This is a genomic window from Roseateles sp. SL47, assembly GCF_026625885.1.
GTDB lineage: Bacteria > Pseudomonadota > Gammaproteobacteria > Burkholderiales > Burkholderiaceae_C > Roseateles.
On the sequence record NZ_CP113068.1, the window covers coordinates 206,348 to 232,204 of the forward strand.

Genomic DNA, 25,857 nt, shown 5'->3' on the forward strand with positions numbered 1-25,857 from the left:
GATGCCGCAGCGCTTTGCGAACGGTGTGCCGGGCGGGACCATGCCGTGGTCTACACTCGGCACGTCATGCGCTCGCTGCCCGCCCTCACCTCGCGCCGGCTCTCATGGAGCCGCTGGCTGGTGCTCGCCCTGATGGGCTTGTGCCTGCCGCTGCAGGGCGTGCTGGCGGTGACGATGCAGATGAGCATGGCCGCCGAGACGGCGGGTCTGCGGGCCCCGACGGCCGCAGTGGCCGGGCTGCACGCCCACCCCTCTCCGCTCCCTCACACCTCTCACCCCCCTCACCCCGATCGTCATCCGGGCGCTCACAGTGGTCACGCCGCACACGGCGGTCACGCTGCTGACGCGACTGACCCCGATCAGGCCGTTCAGGCCTTTCACACCGCTCACGCCAGCCACGCCTGCGGCGACCCCAGCGCCCAGCACCACGGCTGCAGCTTCTGCGCCCAATGCTGCATCGGCGTGGCCCTGCTCGCGACGCCATTCACAGTCGCCGCCACACTGCCGGCGGGCACACCGCCCACCACCGCCCTGGCGGCCCTGCTGGAGCGCCAGCCGCAGACGCCGGACCGGCCGCCCAAACACCTCCTCGCCTGAGCACGGAAGCGCTACGCCCAGGTCGGGTCGTGGTCGCTTTGGTCGCACGCCCAACGGCGTGCCTTTGCCGACGAGGACGTCATGTCTGTTCCCCATTCCCTGCCCCCTGTGTTGAAGGGGGTGTACACCCTGGCGGCAATCTCCGCCCTGGTGGGCTGCACCAGTCTGCAGCCGGACCAGGCCGTTGCGCCGGTCCAGGCGCTGAGCCAACAGCAGTGGCAGGCCGACCTGCCCTGGCAACGCACCCCACAGGCCCGCGATGCCGCCGCGCAGCGGACCCAGGCGCTGCTGGCGCAGCCGGTTGATGCCCAGGCCGCCGTGCAACTCGCGCTGCTGAACCATCGTGGCCTGCAGGCAACGCTTTACGGCCTCGGCATGGCCGACGCTGACCGGGTCCAGACCCTGCTGTGGCCCAACCCCGCGCTGAGCGTGGGTCGTCTGGTGCGCGGTGAAGAAACCGAAATCGAGCGCGGGCTCTCGATCAATCTGGCCGCCTTGCTGGGCCGGGGGGCGCGTCAGGCCGCCGCAGCCCAGGTGCTGGAGCGACAGCAACTGGAGGCTGCCCAGCAGTTGCTGGGAGTGGCCGGCCAGGCCCGCCGCAGCTGGATCCAGGCGGTGGCCTCGCAGGCGCAATTGCGTCATGCCCAGACCGTGCTGGACTCGGCCGAAGCAGGCGCGGAATTGGCCTTGCGCATGCAGCGCGCCGGCAACATCAGCGCCCTGCGGCTGGCCCGCGAGCAGGCGGTGCAAGCCGACACCCGGCTGTGGGTGGACCAGATGCGGCTGCAGGCGGATCGCGACCGCGTCGCCCTGCTGCGCGCCCTTGGCCTGGACCTCGCCAGCGGCCCCGCGCTGCGCCTGCCAGACCAGCTCCCGGCACTGCCCGAGCAACGCCGCAGCACACCCGTCGTGGCGCAGCAGGCGCTCGACCAGCGGCTGGACATCCAGGCCGCCACTCGCCAGACCCGGCAGTTGGCCGCCCAGCTCGGGCTGACCCGGCAGACCCGGCTGGTGAACGTGCTGCAGCTGGGTTATGAGAACAATCGCAGCAACACCGAGCCCCCCCAGCACGGCCCGAGCCTGAGCCTGGAACTGCCCCTGTTCGATTGGGGCCAGGCCCGCAGCGAACGGGCTCGCCAGTCCTATGAACAATCGCTGGAGCACACCGCTCAGGTGGCCCTGGAGGCTCAAGCCGAAGTGCAGGACGCGCAACTGCGGGCCGATCAAGCCTGGCGCACCGCCCGCCGCTACCACGACGAAGTGCTGCCCCTGGCCCGCCAGATCTCCGACGAAACCCTGCTTCGCTACAACGGCATGCTGATCGGTGTGAACGACCTGTTGGCCGATGCACGGGAGCAGGCGCGGCTGATGGCTGCAAACCTGGCTGCGGAGCGCGACTACTGGCTGGCCGAAGCCGACCTGTCGCAGGCGCTGCTCAGCCCCTTGGAGGCCGGCGGCGCAGGTCGCATGCCGGCCGGCCCTGACAGCCCCGCCGTCGCAACGCCTCGCAGCAGCGCTGCTGCGCATTGACCTCACACCCTGCATCACCACCTGCATCACACCGGTGAAGGCCAGTGCCCATGCGCCTGGCGCCTCCGCCGCAAGGACCCCTCATGATTTCAAGACGACATCTCTTCGCCGGCATGGCCGCCGTCAGTGCCTCCGGCGTGGCGCGGGCGGCGCTCGCAGCCCTGCCGGAGCCGGTCATCCGCACCACCGCCGACACGGCAGCGCCCCTGCTCCCGCCTGACGGACGCCCCTACCAGCCGGTGGTCACCCTCAACGGCTGGACCCTGCCCTGGCGCATGCGCAACGGCATCAAGGAGTTCCATCTGGTGGCCGAGCCGGTCGAGCGCGAGATCGCGCCCGACTGCACGGCCCGGCTGTGGGGCTACAACGGCCAGTCACCAGGCCCCACCATCGAGGTGGTGGAAGGGGACCGGGTGCGCATCTACGTCACCAACCGGCTGCCCGAGCACACCAGCGTGCACTGGCATGGTCAGCGGCTGCCCAACGGCATGGACGGTGTCTCCGGCCTCACCCAGCCGGCCATCAAACCCGGCGAGACCTTTGTGTATGAGTTCGAGGCGCGCCGCCCCGGCACCTTCATGTATCACCCGCATGCCGATGAAATGACCCAGATGGCCATGGGCATGATGGGCCTGTGGATCACACATCCGAAGGGACGGCACCCCCACATCGCCAAGGTGGACCGCGACTTCTGTTTCCTGCTGGCCAGCTACGACATCGACCCGGGCAGCTACACGCCCCGGATCATGACCATGACCGATTTCAACCTGTGGACCTGGAACAGCCGTGCCTTTCCCGGCATCGATCCGCTGCCGGTGCGCCAGGGGGACCGGGTACGCATCCGGGTGGGCAATCTCACCATGACCAACCATCCCATCCATGTGCATGGGCATGAGTTCCAGGTCACGGGCACCGATGGCGGGCCGGTGCCGCCTTCGGCGCGCTGGCCGGAGGTGACCACCGATGTGGCCGTGGGCCAGATGCGGCAGATCGAGTTCGTGGCGGATGAGCCCGGCGACTGGGCCATTCACTGCCACAAGAGCCACCACACGATGAATGCAATGGGCCACAACGTCGACACGCTGATCGGTGTGGACCACCGCGGCCTGGCCAGCCGCATCAACCGCATCATTCCGGACTACATGACCATGGGTGACCGCGGCATGGCCGACATGGGCGCGATGTCCATGCCGCTGCCGGAGAACACCGCACCGATGATGACCGGTGCCGGGCCGTACGGGTCGTTGGAGATGGGCGGCATGTTCAGCGTGCTGAAGGTGCGCGCAGACCAGAAGCCCGGCAACTACAGCGACCCAGGCTGGTACCGCCCACCGTCGGGCACCGTGGCCCAGCGCGTAGCCGCTGCAGAAGCACCGCCGCCCCCCACTGCACCGCAGCCATCGGGGACCACGGCTCCCGCCACACCACAACCGGCCTCCGCACCGCCGTTGCAGGTTCGCAAGCCTGGGGCGCACGAAGGTCATCAGCATTGATGGGGGGCATCGAGCGCCACCATGAATTGCAGCGTCTCGAACCGCCTGGCCAGGAACATCGCCCCACTGATCCACCCGATAGACCCGATCGATCCGATCAATCCGATCGACCCCATAGACCCGATAGACCCGATAGTCCCGATCCCCTCGATCCGCCCCATTCGCCACATTCAGCCCATTCAGCCCATTCAGCCGATTCACCGAACTCACCGAATTCAGCGAATTCCACCCGTTCACCCGACCCACTCAGCAAGGACATTCATGACCTCGACCTCCAACTCCTCTCATCAACGCCCGATCGCAGCGGCCCTGCTGACGCTGGCCGCCGCTCTCGCCGGCATGGCCTCTGCATCCCCTGCCATGGCGCAGAGCCGCGCCGCCCCGGCGGCGGACAGCGCCGCCATGCCCCCTGCCACCGCTCCGGCCCAGACCTGGGTGGCCGGTGAAGTGCGCCGCGTGGATATCGCGCTGAACCGCCTGACCGTGCGCCATGCCGACATCCCTTACCTCGACATGGGGGCCATGACCATGGTGTTCCGCCTGCAACCGGGTGCGCTGAGCGCGGATCAGGTCAAGGCCCTCAAAGCGGGTGACCGGATCGAATTCCAGGCCGAGGCTCCGCTCGGGCAGCTCACCATCACCGCGCTGCGTCGGGTGACGGGCAAGGCGGCGGGCGGGTCGGCATCGGCGGCCTCGTCTTCGACAGCTGCACCGACCACAGCGGCGTCAGCGCCCGCCTCCGAGCACCATCACCATTGATCCTGGCCGGGCGATGCCGCGATCGCGGACAATCGCCCCATGGCTATCCAATGGTTTCCCGGGCACATGCACAAGACCCGGGGCGCAATCCGTGAGCGCATGAAAAGCGGGATCGACGTGGTGGTGGAACTGCTGGACGCGCGTGTGCCCGCCAGCAGCGCCAATCCCCTGCTGGCGCAGCTCACCGCCGGCCGTGCCGCACTGAAGCTGCTCAACAAGCAGGACCTGGCAGACCCCGCCCGCACCGACGCCTGGCTGGCGCACTACCGTGCCCAGCCGGACACGCGCGCCATCGGCATCCACCAGGGCATGCCCGGCCTGGCCAAGGCGCTGGCGCAGGAATGCCGGGCGGCGGCGCCCAACCGGGGCGGCCTGAACAAGCCGCTGCGGGTGCTGGTGTGCGGCATTCCCAACGTGGGCAAGTCCACGCTGATCAACACGCTGGTGGGCAAGCGCATGGCCAAGACCGGGGATGAGCCCGGCATCACCAAAACCGAACAGAAGATCGTGCTGGACAAGGACGTTTATCTGTTCGACACCCCCGGCATGCTCTGGCCGAAGATCGAGATTCCGCAGGCCGGCATCAACCTGGCCGCCAGCGGCGCCATCGGACGCAACGCGTTCGAAGAGGAGGTGGTGGCCCTGGACCTGCTGGCCTATCTGCGGCGCCACTATCCGCAGTCCCTTCAGGCGCGTTATCAGGTCACGGTGCGGGAGGAACTGAGCGAAACCGAACTGCTGGAGGCCATCGGCAAGCGCCGAGGGGCGGTACTCGGGGGCGGCCGCATCAACATGCAAAAGGCCGCCGAGGTGCTGCTGTACGACCTGCGCCAAGGCCAGTTGGGCCGCATCACGCTGGAGACGCCGGACGAATACGCGGCCTGGGTCGCACAGGCCGACGCCGAACACGAAGCCCGACGGCTGGAGAAGGAAGCGCAGAAAGCGCTGGCCCAGCGTGGCACGCGGGATGCGGAACGGCAGCGGCTGGCGATGGAGGCAAGCGAGGCGGAGGCGGATGAGCTTGACGGCGATGGCGATGGCGACGTGGACGTGGACGCGGCCGAGGACGAGCACGAAATCGACAACGTTGCAGACGATGCCGCCCACGAGGAGGGGGACGCCAACAGCGGCCGCCATTCACCGTCCGACGATGTCACCCTTCCGGGGTCCCGGCGCCCCCGCTGAGCCCACCCAGGACCGCCAGGCGGTCCATGGGAGATGACCTGCGTCAGAGGTGGGTCCGTCCGATTTCCACCTGCGCCCGCTGCGCCCAGGCATCCTCGTCTGCGAGCGAGCGCGGGCCATTGCCAGTCGGGCGCTCCGCCTGAGATTCACCGGCCGCCGCATTGATGGGGTGCAACCACTGAATGCTGTCGGTCAACTCACTGGGAGCCAGTTCCGACCCTTCAATGGTGATGCTGCTGGCGGAGCTGTCCAAGGCATCGTCACGTTCCGCTGCGTTGCCCGCTCGGTTCAATGGGGCGCTGCGGATGAAATTCCAGACCTCGGTGTCCTCCTCACTCAAGGGGTAGAAGTCGTCGGAGTCGCTTTCGGCGTTCATTTGCCGGATCGCTTCCAGGGGAATCAGCGCGCTCCGCGTGTCTGGGGCTGTCTCAGGGCGGACATGGACCGCAGGCAGTGAATCCGCCCGCAGCGGCAGTGCCATCCCGGTGGGACGCTGCGAAGAGAAGGTCCGGTCGATCAGGTCCATCAAGGCTTTGGGATTGGTCTGCACCGCCTCCTGCTGGTCGATGAGCGCCGCACAGGCACGTCGCACATCGGCGTCCACAGCTGCTCGGGTCAACATGTTCAGCAGTTGCTGTCCCGCTCTCGACTCGATGCCCGCCTGACCCAGCGTCGTGGCAAAGCGCAACAGGCGGGCGGACTCCGGTGTGCTCGCCGTGTGGCGAATGGCCATGCGGGTACCCAGGTAGTAGCCCTTCCATTGGCTGACCGCCTGGTCCAACAATGCGAGGCCATCGGGCCGGTCCTTGCGAGTGAATCGAAGACCGCCGGAACTCGGCGTGGTTTTCCAGTGCGCGCCCAGCGCCAGATCGGAGGTGGTGTCAGGCAGCAAGATCTGATGGAGATTGGGGAAGGTGTCGGCGGCGTGGCGGATGAGGGCCAGATCCTCTTCCGACAGAGGACTTCCCACTTCCGTCAGGTCCAGGGTTCGGAGATTGGCGCGTGCCGGATCGATCAGACTCTCCAGCGCAATGAGGTGGGTCAATCGCCATGTGCGCAGCGGCAGAGCGTTCAGCGAGTCTTCCAGATGCATGAACTGGGCGGGTACTCCCTGCAAGGTCACATGGACCCGGGTACGCGCCGCCAGCAGCTGATGCAGCGTGTGTCCTGGTGGCAGTTGCGGAAGGCACAGATCGCTGCCGATATGAAACTCGTGACGAAGGCCGGCGGACTGACTCAACAGCAGGCGACCGATCTCCGACCGTGAACCCAGGTCGGCTCTGGTGCCTAGGGTCATCCTCATCCAGTCGGCCAGTTCTCGCACGGGTCGAAGATCTTCTTCCGTTCGCGGGCCCCATTCATCCTGCTCCAGCTGCCCATAGGCCGACATCACCACATCGAGCAGGGACGTGAGGAGGGACAGTTGCTCGGGCATCACGGTGGTGGCGCCGGTGGCAGGCTTTGCAAAGACCTCGACCTGTTGTTCAAGCAGGTGCTGTTGGTCCGGTGGCAGGATCTGAGGGTCCACCTCGGAGAGGACCGAGCCCAGCAGGGCTTGCTCACCGGCATTCAACACCACGAATTGTTGCCGGTTCTGATGCTCGTGAAGCCGCTGGGACAAGGCCGCAAGCGGCTGCCAGATGCCTTGGCTCGCCAGCGCCGAGGGCATGGAGCTGCGACCGCTGGGCGCTGTGGCCGCCGTGGCGTGGGCTGCGCAAGAGGCCTGCAAGGGAGAGGTGGAGAGGAGGGAATGCATGAGCGCGTCCAGGAGAAGCGGGTTGGAGCGCTTCTAGTGCGCCATTGGGGCCCACTTGTTCTGGCGCGCAGCAGCGGCCGGTGATGGCGCCGAAAGGGCGGATCAGGCCTTGACGTTCAGCAGTTGCCCCACGCCACCCCGTTCCACGTGGTTCCAGAGCAGGGGCCCCAGATCCACCGAAATGCTGATGTCGTGCCCGCTCACCGGGGTATAGGTGCCGCGGGAGTAGGTGGGGGTGTTGACGGAGGACACGGGGGCCGCTGGCGCGGCCAGCGGATGGTCGCCGCTGGTCACGTCGGCCCACTGGCGGGCGGTGTAGTCCTGCTGAGGGGTGCTGCCGATGAAGGGCGACAGACGCAGCACCACGGAAGGTGTGGGGCCGTCCAGCATGGCCTGCTGTTGCTGGGCCTGGTACTGCCGCAAGGGGCTCACGTCGAACGGTGAAGTCCGCAAGGGCGTGGTGATGATCTCCATCAGCGTCAATCCCGTCTGCGGCGGCGGTGGGGGCGCCTGCCGTCTCCCTCTTGATTTGGTGGTGAACCGATCCGGGTGTCCTGGCTACGCTGACGCTCAAGTGTCCCGGCCGAATGCCGATAACGCGAATTGTCCGGGGTCGGGTCTTGCGTCCGGGCTGCTGACGCGCACACCGCGCGCCAATCGCCCGACCGCCGTTGAAATGTCGCGGCGGCCGGATGTACGTGGGGGCGGTGCCTGGCGAATGTCCATCCCTGGGGAATCGATCGAATCGATTCCTTACTTGTCGGCCGCTCTTGAAATCGACCGACGGGCCACGCATGTGGTGACACGGCGCCTGGCCTGTGTGCTTCATTGCGAAGCGACGTCACTGCGCCGGCCGAAGGGCCGAGTCATGAGGCGGATGTCATGGGGCTGATCCTGCTGGTGCTGGTGGCGGTGGGGCTGTGCGCCTGGTGGGCGAGCCAGCCGTGGCGGGTGGCATGGCGTCGTGCTCGGGTGCGAGCGCGGGCCTTCCCGGCGCCCTGGCGAACGATCCTGCGGCGCAACGTCCCGCAGGTGGCCCGCTTGCCGACCGACATGCAGCTACGCCTCAAGCGCCAGATGCAGGTGTTCCTGGCGGAAAAACAGTTCATTGGCTGCGCGGGCCAGACCATCACCGACGAGGTTCGCGTAACGATCGCGGCATTGGCTTGTATGCCGTTGCTGGGGCGGTCGCGGGGTTACTACCCGCGCCTGCACAGTGTGCTGGTGTATCCCGGCCCGTTCATGGTGGACCGTGTGCGGCAGCAGGGGCCGCTGCAGATGCATCAGCGGCAGGTGCTGAGCGGCGAGAGTTGGGGGGAAGGTCAGGTGGTGCTGTCGTGGGAGCATGTGCAGCGTGAAGCGGCCGAGCCTGAAGGTGGCCACAGCGTGGTGGTGCATGAATTTGCGCACCAGTTGGACCAGGACAAGGGATATGCCAATGGTGCGCCGCTGCTGGGGGACCGAGGGCGTCAGGCCCGTTGGGCGCGGGTCATGCAGGACAGCTTTGCGCTGCTGCGTGCTCGTCTGGACTCAGGCGAGCCGGACCCGCTGGGCGAATACGCCTCCACCGAACCTGCGGAGTTTTTTGCTGTGGCCAGCGAACGCTTCTTCTGCCAACCCGGTGCCCTTGCCCAATCTCACCCGGCCGTCTATGCCGAGCTCAGCCGCTTCTACGAAGTCGACCCGCTCGTCTGGACCTAACCCGGCCTCACCAAGCCCCTCCGCTGCGACTCAGTCCGGGGCCCTAAGGTTGGCAGGGCTCCTCCCTCCAGCGCAGGAGCACCCTCCACGCGGAAGCGGCATCCACGTAGGAGCGCCATCTACATGGGAGCATCACTCACGCAGGAGCGTCATCTACGCAGGAGCGTCATCTACGCAGGAGCATCATCCACGTGGGAGGGTCATCTACGTGGGAGCGTCATCTACGTGGAAGCGTCATCCACGTGGGAGCTTCATCCATGTGGGAGCTTCATCCATGTGGGAGCTTCATCCACGTGGGAGCGTCATCCACGTGGGAGCGTCATCCACGTGGGAGCGTCATCCACGTGGGAGCGTCATCTACGTGGGAGCATCACCCGCGCAGGAGTGTCATCCATGTGGGAGCTTCATCCAGCGCGGGAGCGTTACTTAGCGGCGGCCGGCCACCGCCGGGCCGCCCCAAGGTGGCCGGCATGCCCCCTTGGGGGGCGGACTGACCAAGCGCGTTCAGCGCGACTCAGGCCGGGGGCCAACATCACTGCCGGCATGCCCCCTCGGGGGGCGGACTGACCAAGCGCGTTCAGCGCGACTCAGGCCGGGGGCTTCAGCTTGCCGTCACTTAGCGGCGGCCGGCCACCGCCGGGCCGCCCCAAGGTGGCCGGCATGCCCCCTTGGGGGGCGGACTGACCAAGCGCGTTCAGCGCGACTCAGGCCGGGGGCTCTAGAACCCCATTTCGGCCAGCAACGCATCGACGTCATCCTGCTGGAGGGCCTTGTCGGGGGTCTGGACGCCGGCAAGCTGTTCTTCCGCCGCCGGCTCAGCCGCCTCGAACTGCGCCAGCAGCTCCTGCAGCGGCGCCTCGGCCGGGCGCAGCATGCCGAGCACCTTGTTGATCACCTGGCCGGACAGATCCTGGAAGTCCTGCGCCATCATGATTTCGGTCTGCAGCCCCTTCACCCGCTCCGCGAACCCCGCCGCGCTGGCGGCATAGGCCGCGCACAGCCGCATCATCGCCCGCGCGCGTTCCACACTCAGGTCCTGCGACACCGCCAGCCGCTGCAAAGACTCGGACAGCTCACTGCCTTGTCGTCGCACCGCCTCCGCATCGTCCTGCGCAGCATCCACCAGCGTCAGCACCTTGCTGGCCGCTTGATCGGTCATGCGCTTGACGTAATCCAGACGCTCGCAGGCATCCGGCAATTCCTGCGACAGCTTGTGCAGCGCCTGATGAGCACCCGCGACGGAAGGTAAAGCTTCGGATTGAGACATGGTTCGCACCAAAAAATGCGGTTCTGGAGCGGCAAAATCTTAATTGTGCAAGCGGTGTAACCAACGGCAAGCACCCCCGCCACTCGTGCATTTTTGGGGATCGACCCTGCATTTAAGTGATTGCCAAGCCCAGTCGCCTTGTAGGCTTAGCTCGTTCGTTCGACCCACCGCTGCGCCCCCGTCGCTGCCGCGACCGGTGTCAGATGTTTCGATCGCTAGATGAACATGGCTTACACCCGCTCCTCTCCCAGCTACTCCCGCACACCCCCTCGGGCTGCCCCTGCAGCGGGCACCGTCGAGGCGGTGAGCTTTGCTTCGGGCCAACGTTTCTCTCCGACCACGGTGGCGCCGCCATCGGCGATGCGCGATGTGATGGACATCGTGGGCGGCGTGGTGTTGCTGATGGGCTTGCTGATCGGCCTGGCCAGCCTGGCGCTGTTCACCCGGGACAGCATGGCCGTGGGCAAGGCCCTCTCGGAACAATCCACCACCCAGAGCAGCATGGTCTGCAAGGATGGGCGGATGGCGCACGGGGACGGCTCATTGCCGGACATCGTGTTTGAGGACGGTGTGTTTGTCTGCACCGACTGGCGCACCCAGCAGGCCCTGGAGCTGGAAGCGGCGCAGAAGTACAACCGCCGCTACTGAAGCGTCCGAAGCGCCTGAAGCGGCCTCAGGACCACAGATCCAGTGGCGGCTCGTGCGTCAAAGCGCGTAGCAGGTCGCTGCGGGACACAAACGCGAGTGCATGACCGGTGTCGTCCACCACCGGCAGGCCGGGCAGGCCCAGGTCGAGCATCAACTGGGCCGCTTCCCGCACCGGCGTGTCCTCCGTCGCGGCCGGCACCGGGGTCCACATCACCTCATCCACCGGTTGATCCAGGCGCAGTGTCACCTCCCCGGCCTGGCTCAGGTCGTCCGACAAACCGCGCAGCAGATCGGCCCGTGTGATCAAGCCGACCACCTCCCCCTGCGGCCCCAGCACCGGGGCCTGGCCGACACCGGCACGGGCCAGCACGCCCCAGGCGCGGCGCAGCGACAGCCCGACCCGCACACTCACCAAGCGCCGGCTCATCAGTTGCCGCACCAGGGACAGCGGCTGTCGGACCGTCGGACCGCCATAGGCCGCAAGCGCCTCATGGGCGGCATAGGTCTGGGAAGGATGCTTCGGGCCGGCAGGCGCCGCACCACCACCACCGGCACCACCACCGGCGCCCCGGCCGTTCCCCTGGCCCAGTTGCACTGCCACGGAAGACGGTTCGTCCGGCTCCTGCCGGGCAATCGGCGCCACCGCCCGCGTGCGCGCCACGGCCTGCACCGGGGCCAGGTCACGGACCTGCTCCAGCGGGCCGGTATAGATCTTTCCGGAGGTGCCGTAGACGGTGAACATGCGGGCAGCATGACACAGGCCTTCAGGCCCGCCAATCCGCACACACGGCGGACTCACAGCGGAATCCCGGCAAATTCACGGCACGGGCAGCGCGGTTTCGTACTTCACTTCACGCAGCACTACATTGCTGCGCACGCTGTGCACCCCGGCCACCTTGAAGATCTTGGTCTGCAGGAATTGATCGTAGGCCTTCATGTCCGGCGCCACGACCTTGATGACGTAATCCGCCTCACCGGTGATGGCCTGGCACTCCACGATCTCCGGGCTGGCGGCGACCATCGCCTCAAAGGCTTCCACCGCCCCCTCGCTGTGGCGCACCAGGCTGACATTGGCCAGCACGCAGATCGACAGGCCCAGTTGCTCGCGATCCACCAACACCACCTGGCGGCGGATGACACCCCGCTCTTCCAGTTCCCGCACACGGCGCCAGACCGGCGTGGCGGACAAGCCCACCCGCTCCGCCAGTTGCTGGGTGCTGAGGCTGGCGTCCTGCTGCAGCGCTTCCAGGATGAGGCGGGTGGCGCGATCGAAGGACGAATCCACAGTTTCTTTTGCCATTCCAGCCACTTTTGAGAATTTTCTACTCAAGATCGTAGGGCTTGAGAGTGAAGCGAGCAAGTTTGACGCCCCGTGCTCATCAAAAATGCCCCTCTCCCCATCAGCGGGCCCTGGGCCCGGAGACAGGCCATGCATTCACAAGACGTCCCGACGACGCAAGCCGGCACCCTTCCCAGCCCGCTGCCCCTTGCAGCGGACGACTCCTCCGACATCTCCTCCGACATCTCCTCCGGGGTTCCCACCGACGTTTCCGCCGCTGTGTCCCCCACCAGGACGGCCCCGGCGCTGCGTCCCTACAGACTCTCCGACAACCTCGCCGCCACCAGCGGGCAGGTCTTCCTGACCGGCACCCAGGCGCTGGTGCGTCTGCTGCTGATGCAAAAGCGGGTGGACGAACGCCAGGGTTGGAAGACGGCGGGATTTGTCTCGGGCTATCGCGGCAGCCCGCTGGGCATGGTCGACCAGCAGTTGTGGAAGGCGAAGACATTCCTCGACGACGCGCAGGTGAACTTCCTGCCCGCCATCAATGAAGACCTGGCCGCCACCGCCTGCCTGGGCGTGCAGCGCGTGGCGCTGGACCCCAAGCGCACCGTCGATGGCGTGTTTGCCATGTGGTACGGCAAAGGGCCGGGGGTGGACCGCTCCGGGGACGCCCTCAAGCATGGCAATGTCTACGGCACATCGCCGCTGGGGGGGGTGCTGGTGGTGTGCGGCGACGACCATGGCTGCGTGTCCTCCAGCACCCCGCATCAGAGCGATCTGGCCCTGCAAGCCTGGTCGATGCCGCTGGTGCATCCGGCCAACGTGGCGGAATACCTGGAGTTCGGCCTGTACGGCTGGGCGCTGTCGCGCTTCTCCGGCGCCTGGGTCGGCTTCAAGGCCATCTCGGAAGTGGTCGAGTCCGGCATGACGGTGGATCTGGATGCCGTGCCGCTGGACTTCGAACTGCCCGTGCAGCACACACCGCCCACCTCGCTGCACATCCGCCCGGTGGACTTGCCCTCGCTGGAGCTCGAATCCCGCCTGGCCCACAAGCTGGACGCCGTGCTGGCCTTTGCGCGGGTCAACGCCATCGACAAGCATGTGGTGGTGAGCCCGCGGGCCACGCTGGGCATCGTCACCATCGGCAAGGCGCACTACGACTTCATGGAAGTGCTGCGCCGCCTGGATCTGGACCCCAATGCCCTGGCGGCTGCCGGTGTGCGCGTCTACAAGGTGGGCCTGGTGTATCCGCTGGAGCCGACCCGCCTGCGCGAGTTCGCACACGGGCTGACCGACATGCTGGTGATCGAGGAAAAGGCCCCTGTGGTGGAGCGGCAGATCAAGGAACTGCTGTTCCACCTGCCGGACAGCCAGCGCCCGCGTGTCGTGGGCAAGACCGATGAACAGGGCCGCCCCGTGCTGAGCGCACTCGGAGAGCTGCGGCCCTCGCGCATCATGCCCACCTTGGCCGACTGGCTGGCCCGGCTGAACCCGGCGCTGGACCGCCGCCATCTGGTGGTGGATTTCCTCACCCCGTGCCTGCTGTCCAACAGCGCCGACGGCGTGCGTCGCCAGCCCTACTTCTGCTCGGGTTGCCCGCACAACACCTCCACCCAACTGCCGGAAGGCTCACGCGCACTGGCCGGCATTGGCTGCCACTTCATGGCCAGCTGGATGGAGCGCGGCACCTCCGGCCTCATCCAGATGGGCGCCGAAGGTGTGGACTGGGCCGCCCATTCGCGTTTCACCACCGAGCGCCATGTATTCCAGAACCTGGGCGACGGCACGTATTACCACTCCGGGTATCTCGCCATCCGCCAGGCCATCGCTGCGCGTGCCAACATCACCTACAAGATCCTCTACAACGACGCCGTCGCCATGACCGGCGGGCAGCCGGTGGACGGACAGACCAGCGTGCCGCAGATTGCGCGGCAGGTGGAAGCGGAAGGCGTGAAGCGCCTGGTCGTGGTGTCCGACGACATCGGCAAGTACCAGGGGCATGAAGGGCTGTTCCCCGCCGGCACCACCTTCCACGACCGCTCGCAGCTCGATCAGGTGCAGCGGGAACTGCGCGAGATCGAAGGCGTGACGGTGCTGATCTACGACCAGACCTGCGCCGCTGAAAAACGCCGTCGCCGCAAGAAGGGCGAATTCCCCGACCCGCCTCGCCGCATCTTCATCAATGAAGCCGTCTGCGAAGGCTGCGGCGACTGCGGCCAGGCCAGCAACTGCCTGTCAGTGGTGCCGGTGGAAACCGACTGGGGCCGCAAGCGCGCCATCGAGCAGACCAGCTGCAACAAGGACTTCAGCTGCGTCAACGGCTTCTGCCCGAGCTTTGTGTCGGTGCATGGGGCCAAGCTCAAGAAGCGCGCGGGCGGCGGCTTCGGTCCGGACGACCTCGCCCGTGAGATCCGCGCCCTGCCCGCCCCTGCCGCCTGGCAGTGGACCGGCCCGTTCGACATGCTGGTCACCGGCGTGGGCGGCACGGGCGTGGTCACCGTGGGGGCCCTGGTGACCATGGCCGCACACCTGGAAGGCAAGCAGGGCTCGGTGCTGGACTTCATGGGCTTTGCGCAGAAGGGCGGTGCGGTGCTGTCGTTTGTGCGGGTCGCGCCGACGCAGGACCTGCTCAACCAGGTCCGCATCGACACGCAGCAGGCGGACGTGCTGCTGGCCTGCGACATGGTGGTGGGTGCCAGTGCCGATGCGCTGGCCACCGTCAAAGCAGGCCGTACCGTCATTGTGGCCAACACGCATGAGCTGCCCACGGCCGCCTTTGTCCGCCAACCGGATGCCTCGCTGCAGCCCGACGCGCTGCTGGCCAAGATGCAGCATGCGGTGGGCGGCCACGCGGAGCTGATCAACAGCATTGATGCGCAGGACATTGCCCAGCGCCTGATGGGTGACACCATGCCCAGCAACATCATCATGCTGGGGGCCTGCTGGCAGCGTGGTCTGGTGCCGCTGAGCCTGGATGCCTTGATGCGGGCGATTGAACTCAACGGCGTGGCGGTGGAGAACAACAAGACCGCCTTTGCGCTGGGCCGTCTGGCCATTGCCGCGCCCGAGGCGCTGCAGCGCCTGGCCGGTAACTCGGCCACCCCGGTGCAGTTCTTCAACTTCGACCAGCTCGATGGCGAGCAGGGCCTGATTGCCCGCCGCAAGGCTTTCCTGACGCTTTATCAGGACCGCGCTTATGCCGAGCGCTATGAACAGCTCGTGCAACGCGTCCGTGCGGCAGAAACCGCTCTGGGCGAGGCCGGCAAGGGCTTGCGCCTGACCCGCGCCGTCGCCCGCTATTACGCCAAGCTGCTGGCCATCAAGGACGAATACGAAGTAGCCCGGCTCTATACCGATGGCCGTTTCGAGCAGGCGCTGAAGGCGCAATTCGAGGACTGGGACCAGCTCAGCTTCCATCTCGCCCCGCCCCTGCTGGCACGGCCCGGTCCTGACGGGCGTGTACGCAAGCTCACCCTGGGCGGATGGACCTTCCAGGCGATGAAGGTGCTGGCCCGCTTCAAGAGGCTGCGCGGCTCGGTGCTGGATGTGTTCGGCAAGACGCAAGAGCGCCGCATGGAGCGCCAGCTGATCCAGGACTACGAAGCCCTGGTGGACGAACTGCTGCGCCATCTCACCGCCGAGCGGCTGGATGTGGCGGTACGTCTGGCCCGGCTGCCGGAGGGCATCCGCGGTTATGGCCACGTGAAGCTGGCCCATGTGGTCACGGTGCGGGCCCAATGGAAGGATCTGCTGGATCGCTTTCACGGGCGGGCCGCCGCCGCGCCGGTCGCGGTGGTGCCGGTGCAGGCTGTGCGTGTCAAGGGTGTGGCCGAGTTGTGAACGACGGGGGCCGTAGCTGCGCGAGTGGTCGCGTGGCGATGGCGATGGCGATGGCGATGGCGATGGCAGTCAAGACGCTAAGAACCACCGGTCCCACGTGAAATTTCGCAAAGGCCGTGGACAGGCGGCGGGTGGGCGCGGCATGCTGTGCCCATCATGTCAAAGCTGACACTGTCCCGCCGCCGTTCGTTGCAGTGGCTCACCAGCCTGGCCGGCATGGCTGCGGCGGGCGTGCCGCCCGCGCTGTTGCTGTCGGGTTGCGTCACGCCACCTCCCACCGCTCCGATGGATGCGGCACAACGCCAGCGCGCTGCGGACCGCATCGGCTGGGGGGCGACCCAGGCGCAGTTGTCGGTGATCGAACGGGTGGGCTGGCCACGATATGTGGAGCACCAGCTCAAGGCGGATCCGGCTCTGCCGCTGCCCGCCCCCTATCAGGCCGCCATCACCGCGCTTCAGATCAGCCGCACCGACCCCATCACTCGCGTGCGTGAGGCCGAGGCGCTGCGCCGCAACGCCGACAAGGACCCTTCGGAGGCGAACCGCGTGGCGCTGCGGCAGTCCTATCAGGCGGCGCGTCAATCGGCCGTGCGGGAAGCGGGCGAGCGCCAGTTGATCCGGCAGTGGTATTCGGACCAGCAACTGCTGGAGCAGATGGCCTGGTTCTGGTTCAACCATTTCAATGTCCACCAGGCCAAGCGGGACGTGGCCCTGCTGCTGCCCGACTATGAAGACCGGGCGTTGCGTCCGCAGACGCTCGGTTCCTTCCGTCTCATGCTCGGTGCGGTGGCGCGGCATCCGGCCATGCTGCGCTATCTGGACAACGACCAGAATGCCGCCCGCGCCATCAACGAAAACTACGCGCGAGAACTGCTGGAGCTGCACACCATGGGAGTGGACGGCGGCTACACGCAGCGTGATGTGCAGGAATTGGCGCGGGTGCTCACCGGCTTTGGCGTGCGGCTGGAAGAAGACGCGCCGCGTGTGAATCCCAAGCAGGCGGCGCTGTATCAACGCGACGGCTTCTTCGAATTCCATCCGGCCCGCCATGACTTCGGCGACAAGCAGGTGCTGGGCCGCACCATTCGAGGCCGCGGCGCCGAGGAACTTGACGAGGTGCTGGACCTGCTGGTGGCCCAGCCGGCAACGGCGCGCCACATCAGCCGCAAGCTGGCCATCTTTTTCCTCAGCGACCAACCACCGCCCGCACTGGTGGACGAGATGGCCCGTACCTTCGAACGCAGCCGGGGCGATGTGAAGGCCACGCTACGGCCGCTGCTGCTGTCGCCCGCCTTCATCGCTCCGGGCACGCCGCCCAAGTTCAAAGACCCGCAGCACTATCTGCTCTCCGGACTACGCGCCGGTTTCGAGGGGCGTCCGATGGTGAACAGCCAGCCCCTGCAGAATTGGCTGAAGCGGCTGGGCCAGGGCCTCTACGACAAGCAGACGCCGGACGGCTATCCACTGACCGCCGAAGCCTGGAACAGCCCCGGCCAGATGACCACGCGCTTCGAGCTGGCGCGGCAGATGGGTGGCGGCGCGGCCGCCCTGTTCCGCCCGGAAGGCAGCAATGCCCCGGTGCCGCTGCCGGACCTGCAGCCGCTCAAGACCCGCACCGAAACCATGCTGGCGCCCGCCACACGGGACGCGCTGGCACAGGCGGGTTCGGCCCAGCAGTGGCTCAGCCTGTTTTTGTCGAGCCCGGATTTCATGTACCGCTGACCGCCAGGAGCCCTCCGATGACCCTGATGCATCGCCGCCAACTGCTGCAGGCCGCTACCGCCGGTGCGCTGGGCCTGTCCGGTGCACGGCTGTTTGCCGCCGGCCAGGACCGTCCGCGCTTCCTGCTGGTCTTTCTGCGCGGCGGCTACGACGCCACGCATCTGCTGGTGCCCATCTCCAGCAGCTTCTATTACGAGCAGCGCCCCCGCATTGCCATTGCCCGCCCGGGGGATGGCGCGGACACGGCGCTGCCGGTAAACACCGACTGGGGCCTGCATCCCGCCCTGCGCAAAAGCATTCATCCGCTGATGCTGGCGGGCCAGGCACGTTTCATCCCGTTCGCCGGGACCGACGACCTCACCCGCAGCCACTTCGAAACGCAGGACAGCATCGAGATGGGCCAGCCGCTCACCGGCTCGCGGGACTACAACTCCGGCTTCCTCAACCGGCTGGCCTCCGAGCTGGACGCTCAGCAGGCCCTGTCCTTCACCGACCAGTTGCCGATCGCCTTCCGGGGACCGGCGCGGATTGCCAATGCCGCCCTGCGCAACACCGCCAAACCGGCGGTGGACCCGCGCAGCCGGGACCTCATCAGCCGCATGTATCAAGGCCAGGCGCTGGCCGGCAATGTGGAGGAAGGGCTCACCCTGCGGGAAGAACTGGCGCGCGACCTCTCTCCCGAGCGGCTGAAGCAGGACATGGATGCCGCCGGCCGCAATGCCATCCCGGCCAAGGGCTTTGAACTGGAGGCGCGCCGCATTGCGGCCTTGATGCGAGGCCGGTTCAGCCTTGGTTTCATCGACGTGGGGGGGTGGGACACCCATGTCAATCAGGGCGGTGCCACCGGTGCGTTGGCGTCCCGGTTCGAGGAACTCGGGCGCGGCCTGGCGGCCATTGCCGACGAGTTGGGCCCCCACCTGTGGCAGCAGACCACCGTGATGGTGATCAGTGAATTCGGACGTACCTTCCGGGAGAACGGCAACCGGGGCACTGACCATGGCCATGGCAGCGTCTACTGGCTGCTGGGCGGTGGCCTGGCGCGCCAGGGCGGGCCCGTGGTGGGTGAGCAGGTCGCCCTGACCGCCACCACCCTCTTCCAGAACCGCGACTATCCGGTACTCAACGACTACCGGGCGGTGCTCGGCGGCCTCTGGCAGCGGCAATTTGGTCTGTCCAATGCGGCACTGGCCCGCGTGTTCCCATCGGCCGCCCCGCGCGATCTGGCGCTGATCTGAGCGTCCTCGCCCGCTGGCGGCTGCTTCCCTGGAACTCCCGGGCACCGCTCCGTTTGCCTGTCAGCGTGCCCGCAGCCCGCCAGGGCCTCCCTTGATAAAAGCCAAAAGCCGCTTGCAGATGCGAGCAATTCTCATCTAGTATGCTCATCACCCCACCGGGTCGGCGGGCGCGTCAACTGCCCTGAAGCAGCACAACGCCCTCCGACCGGTGGTCTTCCCAGCCAGCGCTCCGCCAGCCTTGCCCGCCGGAACCATCCGGGTCTGTCTTTGCCAGGAGTCGCCATGCCGTCGATGATCCCCACCCCGACAACACCCCTCTTCCATTCGGGAGGGTTTCCGGCCGGTCCACGGGCGGATGACGGCACCTGCACGGCGGCGGACCATCCCGGCGTCGAGTGCCTGCGCTGGATGGGGCTGAAGATTGCCTGCGGCCTGACGCCCGACGACCCCGCACTGCTGCGGCAGCATCAGCTGGCCACGGAGCAATTGATCGGTGCCGGCGTGCTGACGCCTGCCCCCGCTCAGGAGCAGGCCTTGCGGCTGCTGTACGGCGCGGCCCACAACCCCTTGCTACCCTGGCACTGGCGTTGGGCCTGCCTTGACCAGCTCCAGCGGCCCCTGGCCGCCCTGGTGGCCTTGGCCCGCACCGATGAGGCCCTGGCAGCGCGTGTACAGCGCTTCCAGTGGTGCCTGAGCCACAGTCCGTTGAAGGAATCCTGATGAAGCCAACCACCCGCATTGAACGTGACAGCATGGGCGAGATCGAAGTGCCGGTCGAAGCCCTGTATGGCGCCCAGACCCAGCGTGCAGTCAACAACTTCGCCATCAGCCGCCAGCCGATGCCGGAGCGATTTGTGCGGGCGCTGCTGCAGCAGAAAGCCGCCGCCGCGCGCGCCAATCTGAGCCTGGGTCAACTGCCGGAAGACATCGCGCAGGCGATCGACCGCGCCAGCGCGCAATTGCTGCAATCCGCTGATCTGATGAGCCATTTCCCGGTGGAGGTCTACCAGACCGGCTCCGGCACCAGCAGCAACATGAATGCCAATGAAGTGCTGGCCACGCTGGCGACTCGGCTGCTGTCCAACAGCACCACGGTCAGCCCGAACGACCATGTGAATGCCGGCCAGAGCAGCAACGACAGCATCCCGACCGTGCTGCACATCAGCGCCGCGCAGACACTGCAGGGCGAACTGCTACCTGCGCTCGACCATCTGGCTCAGGTGCTGCAGGAGAAGATCACCAGCGACGGCCATCACGTCAAGACGGGCCGCACCCACCTGATGGACGCCATGCCGTTGCGCCTGGGTCAGGAACTCGGCGGCTGGCTGGCGCAGATCGATGCACGCCGGGCGCAGTTGCGGTCGCTGCTGCCCAGCGTGTGCGAACTCGCGCAGGGGGGGACGGCGGTCGGCACCGGCATCAATGCCCATCCGGAGTTTGCACAGCGCTTCTGTGAGGAGTTGTCCGGGCTGACCGGGCTCACGTTCCGGCCGGCGCCGGACTTCTTCGCCGCGTTGTCGGCGCAGGACACGGCGGTGGCACTGTCCGGTGCGCTCAAGGGCGTGGCCGTGACGCTGATGAAGATCGCCAACGATCTGCGCTGGATGAATTCCGGCCCGCTGGCCGGCCTGGCGGAGATCGAACTGCATGCGCTGCAGCCGGGCTCCAGCATCATGCCGGGCAAGGTGAATCCGGTGATTCCGGAGGCGGTGACCATGGTCTGCGCGCAGGTGATCGGCCACGACGCGGCCATCACCATCGCGGGCCAGTCGGGCAATTTCCAGCTCAATGTGATGCTGCCGCTGATTGCGCAGAACCTGCTGGACAGCCTCGCCCTGCTGGCCACCGCTTCGCGGGCACTGGCTGATCAGGCGATCAAGGATTTCCGGGTCAACACCGCCAGCCTGCAGGATGCCCTGGCGCGCAACCCGATCCTTGTGACGGCGCTCAATCGCGAGATTGGCTATTTGAAGGCCGCCGCCATCGCCAAGCGAGCCTATGCGGAAAACCGGCCCGTCCTGGACGTGGCGGCGGAGATGACCGAGATCGACCGCAGTACGCTCCAGCAGATGCTGGACCCATCCAAGCTGACCCATGGCGGACTCTGACAGCGCCACCGCCGCTCCGTCCGGGGGGAGTCCGGAGGTGACGGCAGTCCGGCCCGTACGGCCTGCGCGGTGGCCGTCGGCGCCAGCGGCGCGGTCAGGACCGGATGAGCCGAATGCGCTGGATGGCCTGGCCGCACCGGGCCGCCTGAACCGGCTCAGCGGGCAGAGCCGGTGGCTCATGGCTGGCGGTCCGAACGCGCTGAACGTGCGCCGACTGTTCGGAGCCATCATTTTGCTGGGCGGGGCGTGGCTGCTGTTTCACCAGGGCTGGCGGGCGCTGTCACCGGGCGGTGGTGGCAGTTCGGTCATCGGCATGGCGCTCCAGGCGGGTCTGCTGGCGGCTGCGGCCACCGCACTGGGCACCTTGCCGGCGCTTGGCACGCGCAGCCTCAGCGACCGCGCGCAGGATGGCCTGATGGGTTTTGGCGCCGGTGTGATGCTGGCCGCCTGTGCCTTCTCTTTGATCCTGCCGGGTCTGGCGGCGGCACGTGAGGCCGTGCTGCCCAGCGGTGGCGGGCCTACCGCCGCAGCGCTGATGGTGGCCCTGGCCGTGTTGGCGGGCGCCTGGGCGCTGATGGCCCTGGACCGATGGTTGCCTCATGAGCACTTCATCAAGGGGCGCGAAGGGATGGATACGCAGCGGCTGCGCCGTACCACGCTGTTCGTGATTGCCGTGACGCTGCACAACCTGCCCGAAGGGCTGGCCATGGGCGTGGCCTTTGCGGCCAATGATGCCGTGGCCGCCGCCGGGCTGAGCCTGGCCATTGCCATCCAGGATCTGCCGGAGGGATTTGTCATTGCCGTCGCGTTGATGAGCGTGGGATATGCACGTGCAAAGGCGCTGGCTCTGGGCGCGGCCTCCGGACTGATCGAGCCGGTGGGCGCGGTGCTGGGGGCCTGGGTGGTGTCGGAATGGCCGCTACTGCTCCCGTGGGCCCTGGGCTTTGCGGCAGGGGCGATGCTGTTTGTGATCAGCCACGAGATCATTCCCGAGTCGCATCGCAAGGGCCATGAACGCTGGGCCACCCAGGGGCTGATGCTCGGCTTCGCCATGATGATGGTGCTGGACACCGCGCTCGGCTGAACGCGTTCGACAGGCGGGAATCCGCTGCGCTCAGCGGCGGTGAGACAAGCAGGCCGGCCGGCGCGCATGGGCCCATCGGATGAATCACTCGCCCTCCGCGCGCATCACTTCACAGCTCCTTCGCTGTTGTGGCGGTGGCCGCCGCGCACAAGCGCCTGCCGGGCTTCACCATCAAGGCTCGCACCACAGATGCAGGTCGAGCCGCGATGAAGATGTTCTCCACGCCAGTCCGGGGCACCGCGCACCCATCCGCCTTGGGGCGATGGCCGCTGTGTGCGCAGCGCCTATCGAGCCTGTTGAGCCCCTTGAAGGTTCTCAACGTTCTCAACGTTCCTAACGCTCCGAACGTACCGAATGCTCCGACCGTATCGAGCGTCTGGCGCGCATCCAGGACATCCATCGCGCCACAAGCGCTGTGCCGGTCCGGTGGCGCCCCCTTCCGCATTCTCCAGGCCGCGTCTGGTGTGTGCCTGGCGGCAGCGGCCCTGATGATGACCCTGTCGCAGCCGGTGACAGCCGCCGGACTGAGCCCGTTGGAGCAGCGATGGGTGAACGGCATGGGCCCTGTCATTCACCAGGCTCGCCAGAGCGGCCTGCCCCTGGACATTGCCGTGCGTGCCGAAGAGACGCCGGACGCCTCCCCGCTGGCGCTGGGGTTTGTGAATGGTCGCTGCAAGCTGGTGCTGAGCCTGCGGGGCAATCCGGAAGGTGAAGCCACGCTGGCGCGTATCCCAGAGGGGCTGGAGAAACCCGCACTGGAGCTGATGGCGGCGCATGAACTGGGCCATTGCCGCCGTTATCTGGATGGGGCCTGGTTCGGTCTGCCGGCCGGCTTCAGCGCCAGTGGAATTCCTGAAGGGCTGAGCCCCGAACTGCAGGAAGCCTATCGTTCGATGAAGTCCACCCGCCGTGAAGAGGGCTACGGGGATTTGGTGGCACTGGCCTGGACCCGCCAGCAGCATGCGGAGTTGTATGCGCCGCTGCACGCATGGCTGATGTCCGAACGCAGCCGCGACCACATCCCTGGCGACCATCACGACACGCTGGCCTGGTTGCGACTGGCCAGCAACCCGTCCGCCTTGGGCTCCGGCTCGATCTTTGAGGCCGCACGGCCGTTATGGGAGCAAGCCCTGCAGTCGGAGCACTGAACGGCTCAGGTCCCCTTGGGGCGCGTGATGGCCCCATCAGGTCCGTGCTCCCTTCGGACGCAGGATGTCCGCCCCAGCATTGCGCGCCAGGCGCCGGAACTGCAAGAGCGCCAGCGCATTCAAGGCCGCCACCACCAGGAAGGCGGCCGAGAAGTCACTCACCGCCAGTTGCTCCCGTCCGCCCAGATGGGCCATCACGGCCAGCACCAGCGCACCCACCGCCACACCCATGGCACCCGCCACCTGGCTGGAAATGGCGGCCAGGGTGGAGCTCGCGCCCAACTGATGCTGAGGCAATTCCGACACTGCCAGCGTGTTGATGGCCGTCATCGACATGGAGCGAGAGGCACCGCTCACGATCAGCAGGCCGATCAACAGCGCCCAGGGCGTCTGCGCATCAACCAGCGCAAACGCCGCAATGCTCAATGCGCTGATCAGCCCGGCGCCGATCATCACGCGGCGAAATCCAAAGCGATGCAGGATGGGCGTGGTGACTGTCTTCATGCCCAGATTGGCCGCAAAGTAGGGAAGCAGCATGGCCCCGGCACTGACGGCGTCCTTGCCCATGCCCAGCTGGAACAGCAAGGGCAGCAGAAAGGGTGTGGATTGGATGGCGGTGGACGCCAGGGTGCCACCGGTGGTGGCGATGGCAAAGCTGTGTTGCTCAAACGGCGAGAGGCTCACCACCGGATGCTTCGCCCGGCTCAGATGGCGCACCGTCCAGACCAGCACCGCCAGACCGGCCAGCCCACAAGCCCACGGTGCCAGCCGCCCCTGTGCCGCGCCGACGTCGTGTGACACCCATTCAACGCCACCGATGAACAGCGTCAGACCGCCGGCAGCCCCGATGAAGCCGATCAGGTCGAAGGGGCGTGGCGTGCCGGGCGTATCACGCGGCACCCAGCGCGAGAGCAGCAGCATGCCGATCAAGCCGATGGGCACGTTCAACAGGAAGTTCCAACGCCAGGACGCATAGGTGCTCAGCAGCCCGCCCAGCGGCGGGCCCAGCACCGGGCCGAAGAGCGCGGGCCAGACCAGCAGCGCCTGGATGCCAACGATGTCCTGCTTGCCTGCACCACGCAGTGCCATGGTCCGCCCGAGGGGCAGCAACAGGCCACCCCCGATGCCTTGCACCACCCGGGCCAGCACCAGTTGAGCCGGCGTCTGCGCCAGGCCGCACAACAAGGAGGCGAGCGTGAACACACCAACGCCGATCAAGAACATCTTGCGCAGCCCGTGCCGCTCGCCCAGCCAACTGGACAAGGGCAACACCGCCGAAGCGGCCAGCAGATAAGCGGTGACCACGGCACTGAGCGCCAGCGGCGGCACCCCCTGCGAGGCAGCAATGGCCGGCAACGAGGTGTTGAGGATGGAGCCATCCAGCACCAGCATGAACATCACTGCCGCGATGGCAAGCGTCATCCGGCGGCTTTGGGGAGCAAGAGACATTTGGGGGGGGTGTTGGCCGCGGCGGCGTGCAGGGAACGACCCCGCCGGCCACGTGATCGGGTCTTGTCGGAAAGACGGTCAGCTTAGGCGCGACCGTTGACAAGGTCAATCAATTGAGCCGTCTGAGGGGCTGTTCATCGCCCAGGTTTCCGCTGCGCCTTGGCCTCACTCAGCGGCCGCTGAGAGCGGCTACTGAGAGCTGCCGCTGAGAGCTGCCGCAGTCGGCGGCAGAGGCAGCGGAGGAGCTCAAGGGCCAGAGGTCGGGGCCGGACCTTGCTTGCCAGAGGCCACGGCATGCGCAGGGTTCTCGCGCAGGATGTTGCAGAACAGGGCGCCTTGCTCGATGGCATCGTCGAGTGCCACGTGGGTATGGGGCAAGCGGTCGAACCAGTGTCTGGGCATGCGGCGTTTGGTGGTGTCGCGGAAGGGGGTGCCCAGCACCGCCATGGCGTAACTCTTGATGTCCAGCGCGGAGAAGCTGAACGGGCTCTGGCCCGTGAAGCGGATGAGATACCAGTAGACAAACAGGAAGTCGAAACCTGCGGGATATCCGACAAACACGGGCTTGCCGGGCAAGGTGGCGATCCAGTCCACATAGCGCCGCATGGCCGCTTCGGGTGCTTCCAGGTCGGTTCGGCAGGCCGCCCAAGCCTCGGGCTGCGTGGCCCACCAGGCGGCCGTCTGCGGATGAGCGGTGGCGCCAGGCAGGGTTTCCAGATTCGCCGCGAAGGTCCCGATCAGTTGCTTGTCGGCGGTGTACGCCGCTGTGCCGAAGCTGAGCATCGAATGCGGGCCCGGAATCGGCCCATCGGTTTCAACGTCGGTGCTGAGGTAGATCTCGTTCATGACCTGGATTGTGCGCGGAGGTCGCCGCGCCCGCAGCCTTGTCTTGACACCTCACTGTTGTCACCTGAACTACGCCCCCCCCTGCTTCGGGCTTCCCGCCTATTCGCGCAAGCACGCTGACGCCGCGCGGGATGGCTCCCCCGCCCGTGCCGACCCGTGGCATAGACGCGCTGCGAATCCACCTAGGCGGCCTGGGCAGCCCCCCAG

At 67.1% G+C, this 25,857-nt stretch carries 20 protein-coding genes and 1 pseudogene; 14 read left to right on the forward strand and 7 right to left on the reverse strand.

The features are described from left to right. Positions 1-45: 45 nt before the first annotated feature. The 5 genes and pseudogenes from OU995_RS00775 to ylqF form a co-directional block, all read left to right on the forward strand. Positions 46-597 carry a hypothetical protein gene (locus tag OU995_RS00775; protein WP_267833446.1) on the forward strand — a complete coding sequence of 184 codons (552 nt, stop codon included), beginning with the start codon at positions 46-48 and terminating at the stop codon, positions 595-597. 81 nt (positions 598-678) lie between these two features. Next, entirely contained in the window at positions 679-2,127 is a 1,449-nt protein-coding gene (locus OU995_RS00780; protein ID WP_267833447.1) for a TolC family protein, read from the forward strand. Positions 2,128-2,210: 83 nt separating this feature from the next. After that, on the forward strand, positions 2,211-3,620 hold the full coding sequence (locus OU995_RS00785; protein ID WP_267833448.1) for a multicopper oxidase family protein: 1,410 nt from the start codon (positions 2,211-2,213) through the stop codon (positions 3,618-3,620). A 261-nt stretch (positions 3,621-3,881) separates the two neighbouring features. Continuing rightward, entirely contained in the window at positions 3,882-4,379 is a 498-nt protein-coding gene (locus OU995_RS00790) for a copper-binding protein (RefSeq protein ID WP_267833449.1), read from the forward strand. 39 nt (positions 4,380-4,418) lie between these two features. Continuing rightward, positions 4,419-5,357, forward strand: a pseudogene (ylqF, locus tag OU995_RS00795) (ribosome biogenesis GTPase YlqF); the annotation flags it as partial. A 250-nt stretch (positions 5,358-5,607) separates the two neighbouring features. Here ylqF and OU995_RS00800 read toward each other — a convergent pair. Together OU995_RS00800 and OU995_RS00805 are read right to left on the reverse strand one after the other, a co-directional pair. Continuing rightward, positions 5,608-7,320 (reverse strand): hypothetical protein, encoded by a 1,713-nt coding sequence (locus tag OU995_RS00800; protein WP_267833450.1) that lies wholly within the window; start codon positions 7,318-7,320, stop codon positions 5,608-5,610. 102 nt (positions 7,321-7,422) lie between these two features. Continuing rightward, positions 7,423-7,794 carry a hypothetical protein gene (locus OU995_RS00805; protein WP_267833451.1) on the reverse strand — a complete coding sequence of 124 codons (372 nt, stop codon included), beginning with the start codon at positions 7,792-7,794 and terminating at the stop codon, positions 7,423-7,425. A 408-nt stretch (positions 7,795-8,202) separates the two neighbouring features. On the opposite strand from OU995_RS00805, the gene OU995_RS00810 reads away from it, so the two are divergent. Continuing rightward, positions 8,203-9,021, forward strand: coding sequence for a zinc-dependent peptidase (locus OU995_RS00810; protein ID WP_267833452.1), 819 nt, complete (start codon positions 8,203-8,205; stop codon positions 9,019-9,021). A gap of 718 nt (positions 9,022-9,739) precedes the next feature. On the opposite strand, the gene OU995_RS00815 is transcribed toward OU995_RS00810, so the two are convergent. Beyond that, entirely contained in the window at positions 9,740-10,288 is a 549-nt protein-coding gene (locus OU995_RS00815) for a protein phosphatase CheZ (protein ID WP_267833453.1), read from the reverse strand. Positions 10,289-10,507: 219 nt separating this feature from the next. Between OU995_RS00815 and OU995_RS00820 the strand changes: the two genes are divergently transcribed. After that, the gene (locus OU995_RS00820; protein WP_267833454.1) at positions 10,508-10,936 is read left to right on the forward strand and encodes a hypothetical protein; all 429 of its coding nucleotides are present in this window, start codon (positions 10,508-10,510) and stop codon (positions 10,934-10,936) included. 25 nt (positions 10,937-10,961) lie between these two features. Here OU995_RS00820 and OU995_RS00825 read toward each other — a convergent pair whose 3' ends face one another. Together OU995_RS00825 and OU995_RS00830 are read right to left on the reverse strand one after the other, a co-directional pair. Then, positions 10,962-11,678, reverse strand: coding sequence for an HPP family protein (locus OU995_RS00825; RefSeq protein WP_267833455.1), 717 nt, complete (start codon positions 11,676-11,678; stop codon positions 10,962-10,964). A gap of 75 nt (positions 11,679-11,753) precedes the next feature. Beyond that, positions 11,754-12,236 carry an Lrp/AsnC family transcriptional regulator gene (locus OU995_RS00830; protein WP_267833456.1) on the reverse strand — a complete coding sequence of 161 codons (483 nt, stop codon included), beginning with the start codon at positions 12,234-12,236 and terminating at the stop codon, positions 11,754-11,756. A 129-nt stretch (positions 12,237-12,365) separates the two neighbouring features. Here OU995_RS00830 and OU995_RS00835 point away from each other — a divergent pair, with 129 nt between their 5' ends. The 7 genes from OU995_RS00835 to OU995_RS00865 all read left to right on the forward strand — a co-directional run bounded on the left by OU995_RS00835 (position 12,366) and on the right by OU995_RS00865 (position 23,355). After that, the gene (locus tag OU995_RS00835; protein WP_267833457.1) at positions 12,366-16,058 is read left to right on the forward strand and encodes an indolepyruvate ferredoxin oxidoreductase family protein; all 3,693 of its coding nucleotides are present in this window, start codon (positions 12,366-12,368) and stop codon (positions 16,056-16,058) included. A gap of 156 nt (positions 16,059-16,214) precedes the next feature. After that, positions 16,215-17,780 carry a DUF1800 domain-containing protein gene (locus OU995_RS00840; RefSeq protein WP_267833458.1) on the forward strand — a complete coding sequence of 522 codons (1,566 nt, stop codon included), beginning with the start codon at positions 16,215-16,217 and terminating at the stop codon, positions 17,778-17,780. Between the two features lie 26 nt (positions 17,781-17,806). Beyond that, the gene (locus OU995_RS00845) at positions 17,807-19,015 is read left to right on the forward strand and encodes a DUF1501 domain-containing protein (protein WP_267836416.1); all 1,209 of its coding nucleotides are present in this window, start codon (positions 17,807-17,809) and stop codon (positions 19,013-19,015) included. A gap of 282 nt (positions 19,016-19,297) precedes the next feature. Next, positions 19,298-19,735, forward strand: a complete 438-nt coding sequence (locus OU995_RS00850; protein WP_267833459.1) for a hypothetical protein — start codon at positions 19,298-19,300, stop codon at positions 19,733-19,735. After that, positions 19,735-21,123: a class II fumarate hydratase gene (locus OU995_RS00855; protein ID WP_267833460.1), complete on the forward strand. Its 1,389-nt coding sequence runs from the start codon at positions 19,735-19,737 to the stop codon at positions 21,121-21,123. The genes OU995_RS00850 and OU995_RS00855 overlap by 1 nt, the downstream gene beginning before the upstream one ends. A gap of 178 nt (positions 21,124-21,301) precedes the next feature. Then, on the forward strand, positions 21,302-22,207 hold the full coding sequence (locus OU995_RS00860) for a ZIP family metal transporter (protein WP_420714911.1): 906 nt from the start codon (positions 21,302-21,304) through the stop codon (positions 22,205-22,207). A 488-nt stretch (positions 22,208-22,695) separates the two neighbouring features. Then, entirely contained in the window at positions 22,696-23,355 is a 660-nt protein-coding gene (locus OU995_RS00865) for a hypothetical protein (protein ID WP_267833462.1), read from the forward strand. Positions 23,356-23,391: 36 nt separating this feature from the next. Here OU995_RS00865 and OU995_RS00870 read toward each other — a convergent pair whose 3' ends face one another. Both OU995_RS00870 and OU995_RS00875 read right to left on the reverse strand, forming a co-directional pair. Next, positions 23,392-24,777 carry an MFS transporter gene (locus tag OU995_RS00870; protein ID WP_267833463.1) on the reverse strand — a complete coding sequence of 462 codons (1,386 nt, stop codon included), beginning with the start codon at positions 24,775-24,777 and terminating at the stop codon, positions 23,392-23,394. 273 nt (positions 24,778-25,050) lie between these two features. Further along, entirely contained in the window at positions 25,051-25,650 is a 600-nt protein-coding gene (locus tag OU995_RS00875) for an exonuclease (protein ID WP_267833464.1), read from the reverse strand. Positions 25,651-25,857 lie beyond the last annotated feature (207 nt).

Bases quoted from the DNA above. Each gene is read 5' to 3' on its own strand.
- OU995_RS00835 (WP_267833457.1), top strand. From the start codon at position 12,366: ATGCATTCACAAGACGTCCCGACGACGCAAGCCGGCACCCTTCCCAGC.
- OU995_RS00790 (WP_267833449.1), top strand. From the start codon at position 3,882: ATGACCTCGACCTCCAACTCCTCTCATCAACGCCCGATCGCAGCGGCC.
- OU995_RS00785 (WP_267833448.1), top strand. From the start codon at position 2,211: ATGATTTCAAGACGACATCTCTTCGCCGGCATGGCCGCCGTCAGTGCC.
- OU995_RS00820 (WP_267833454.1), top strand. From the start codon at position 10,508: ATGAACATGGCTTACACCCGCTCCTCTCCCAGCTACTCCCGCACACCC.
- OU995_RS00830 (WP_267833456.1), bottom strand. From the start codon at position 12,236: ATGGCAAAAGAAACTGTGGATTCGTCCTTCGATCGCGCCACCCGCCTC.
- OU995_RS00815 (WP_267833453.1), bottom strand. From the start codon at position 10,288: ATGTCTCAATCCGAAGCTTTACCTTCCGTCGCGGGTGCTCATCAGGCG.
- OU995_RS00805 (WP_267833451.1), bottom strand. From the start codon at position 7,794: ATGGAGATCATCACCACGCCCTTGCGGACTTCACCGTTCGACGTGAGC.
- OU995_RS00850 (WP_267833459.1), top strand. From the start codon at position 19,298: ATGCCGTCGATGATCCCCACCCCGACAACACCCCTCTTCCATTCGGGA.
- OU995_RS00855 (WP_267833460.1), top strand. From the start codon at position 19,735: ATGAAGCCAACCACCCGCATTGAACGTGACAGCATGGGCGAGATCGAA.
- OU995_RS00780 (WP_267833447.1), top strand. From the start codon at position 679: ATGTCTGTTCCCCATTCCCTGCCCCCTGTGTTGAAGGGGGTGTACACC.
- OU995_RS00865 (WP_267833462.1), top strand. From the start codon at position 22,696: ATGATGACCCTGTCGCAGCCGGTGACAGCCGCCGGACTGAGCCCGTTG.
- OU995_RS00870 (WP_267833463.1), bottom strand. From the start codon at position 24,777: ATGACGCTTGCCATCGCGGCAGTGATGTTCATGCTGGTGCTGGATGGC.
- OU995_RS00810 (WP_267833452.1), top strand. From the start codon at position 8,203: ATGGGGCTGATCCTGCTGGTGCTGGTGGCGGTGGGGCTGTGCGCCTGG.
- OU995_RS00840 (WP_267833458.1), top strand. From the start codon at position 16,215: ATGTCAAAGCTGACACTGTCCCGCCGCCGTTCGTTGCAGTGGCTCACC.
- OU995_RS00860 (WP_420714911.1), top strand. From the start codon at position 21,302: ATGGCTGGCGGTCCGAACGCGCTGAACGTGCGCCGACTGTTCGGAGCC.
- OU995_RS00825 (WP_267833455.1), bottom strand. From the start codon at position 11,678: ATGTTCACCGTCTACGGCACCTCCGGAAAGATCTATACCGGCCCGCTG.
- OU995_RS00875 (WP_267833464.1), bottom strand. From the start codon at position 25,650: ATGAACGAGATCTACCTCAGCACCGACGTTGAAACCGATGGGCCGATT.
- OU995_RS00845 (WP_267836416.1), top strand. From the start codon at position 17,807: ATGCATCGCCGCCAACTGCTGCAGGCCGCTACCGCCGGTGCGCTGGGC.
- OU995_RS00800 (WP_267833450.1), bottom strand. From the start codon at position 7,320: ATGCATTCCCTCCTCTCCACCTCTCCCTTGCAGGCCTCTTGCGCAGCC.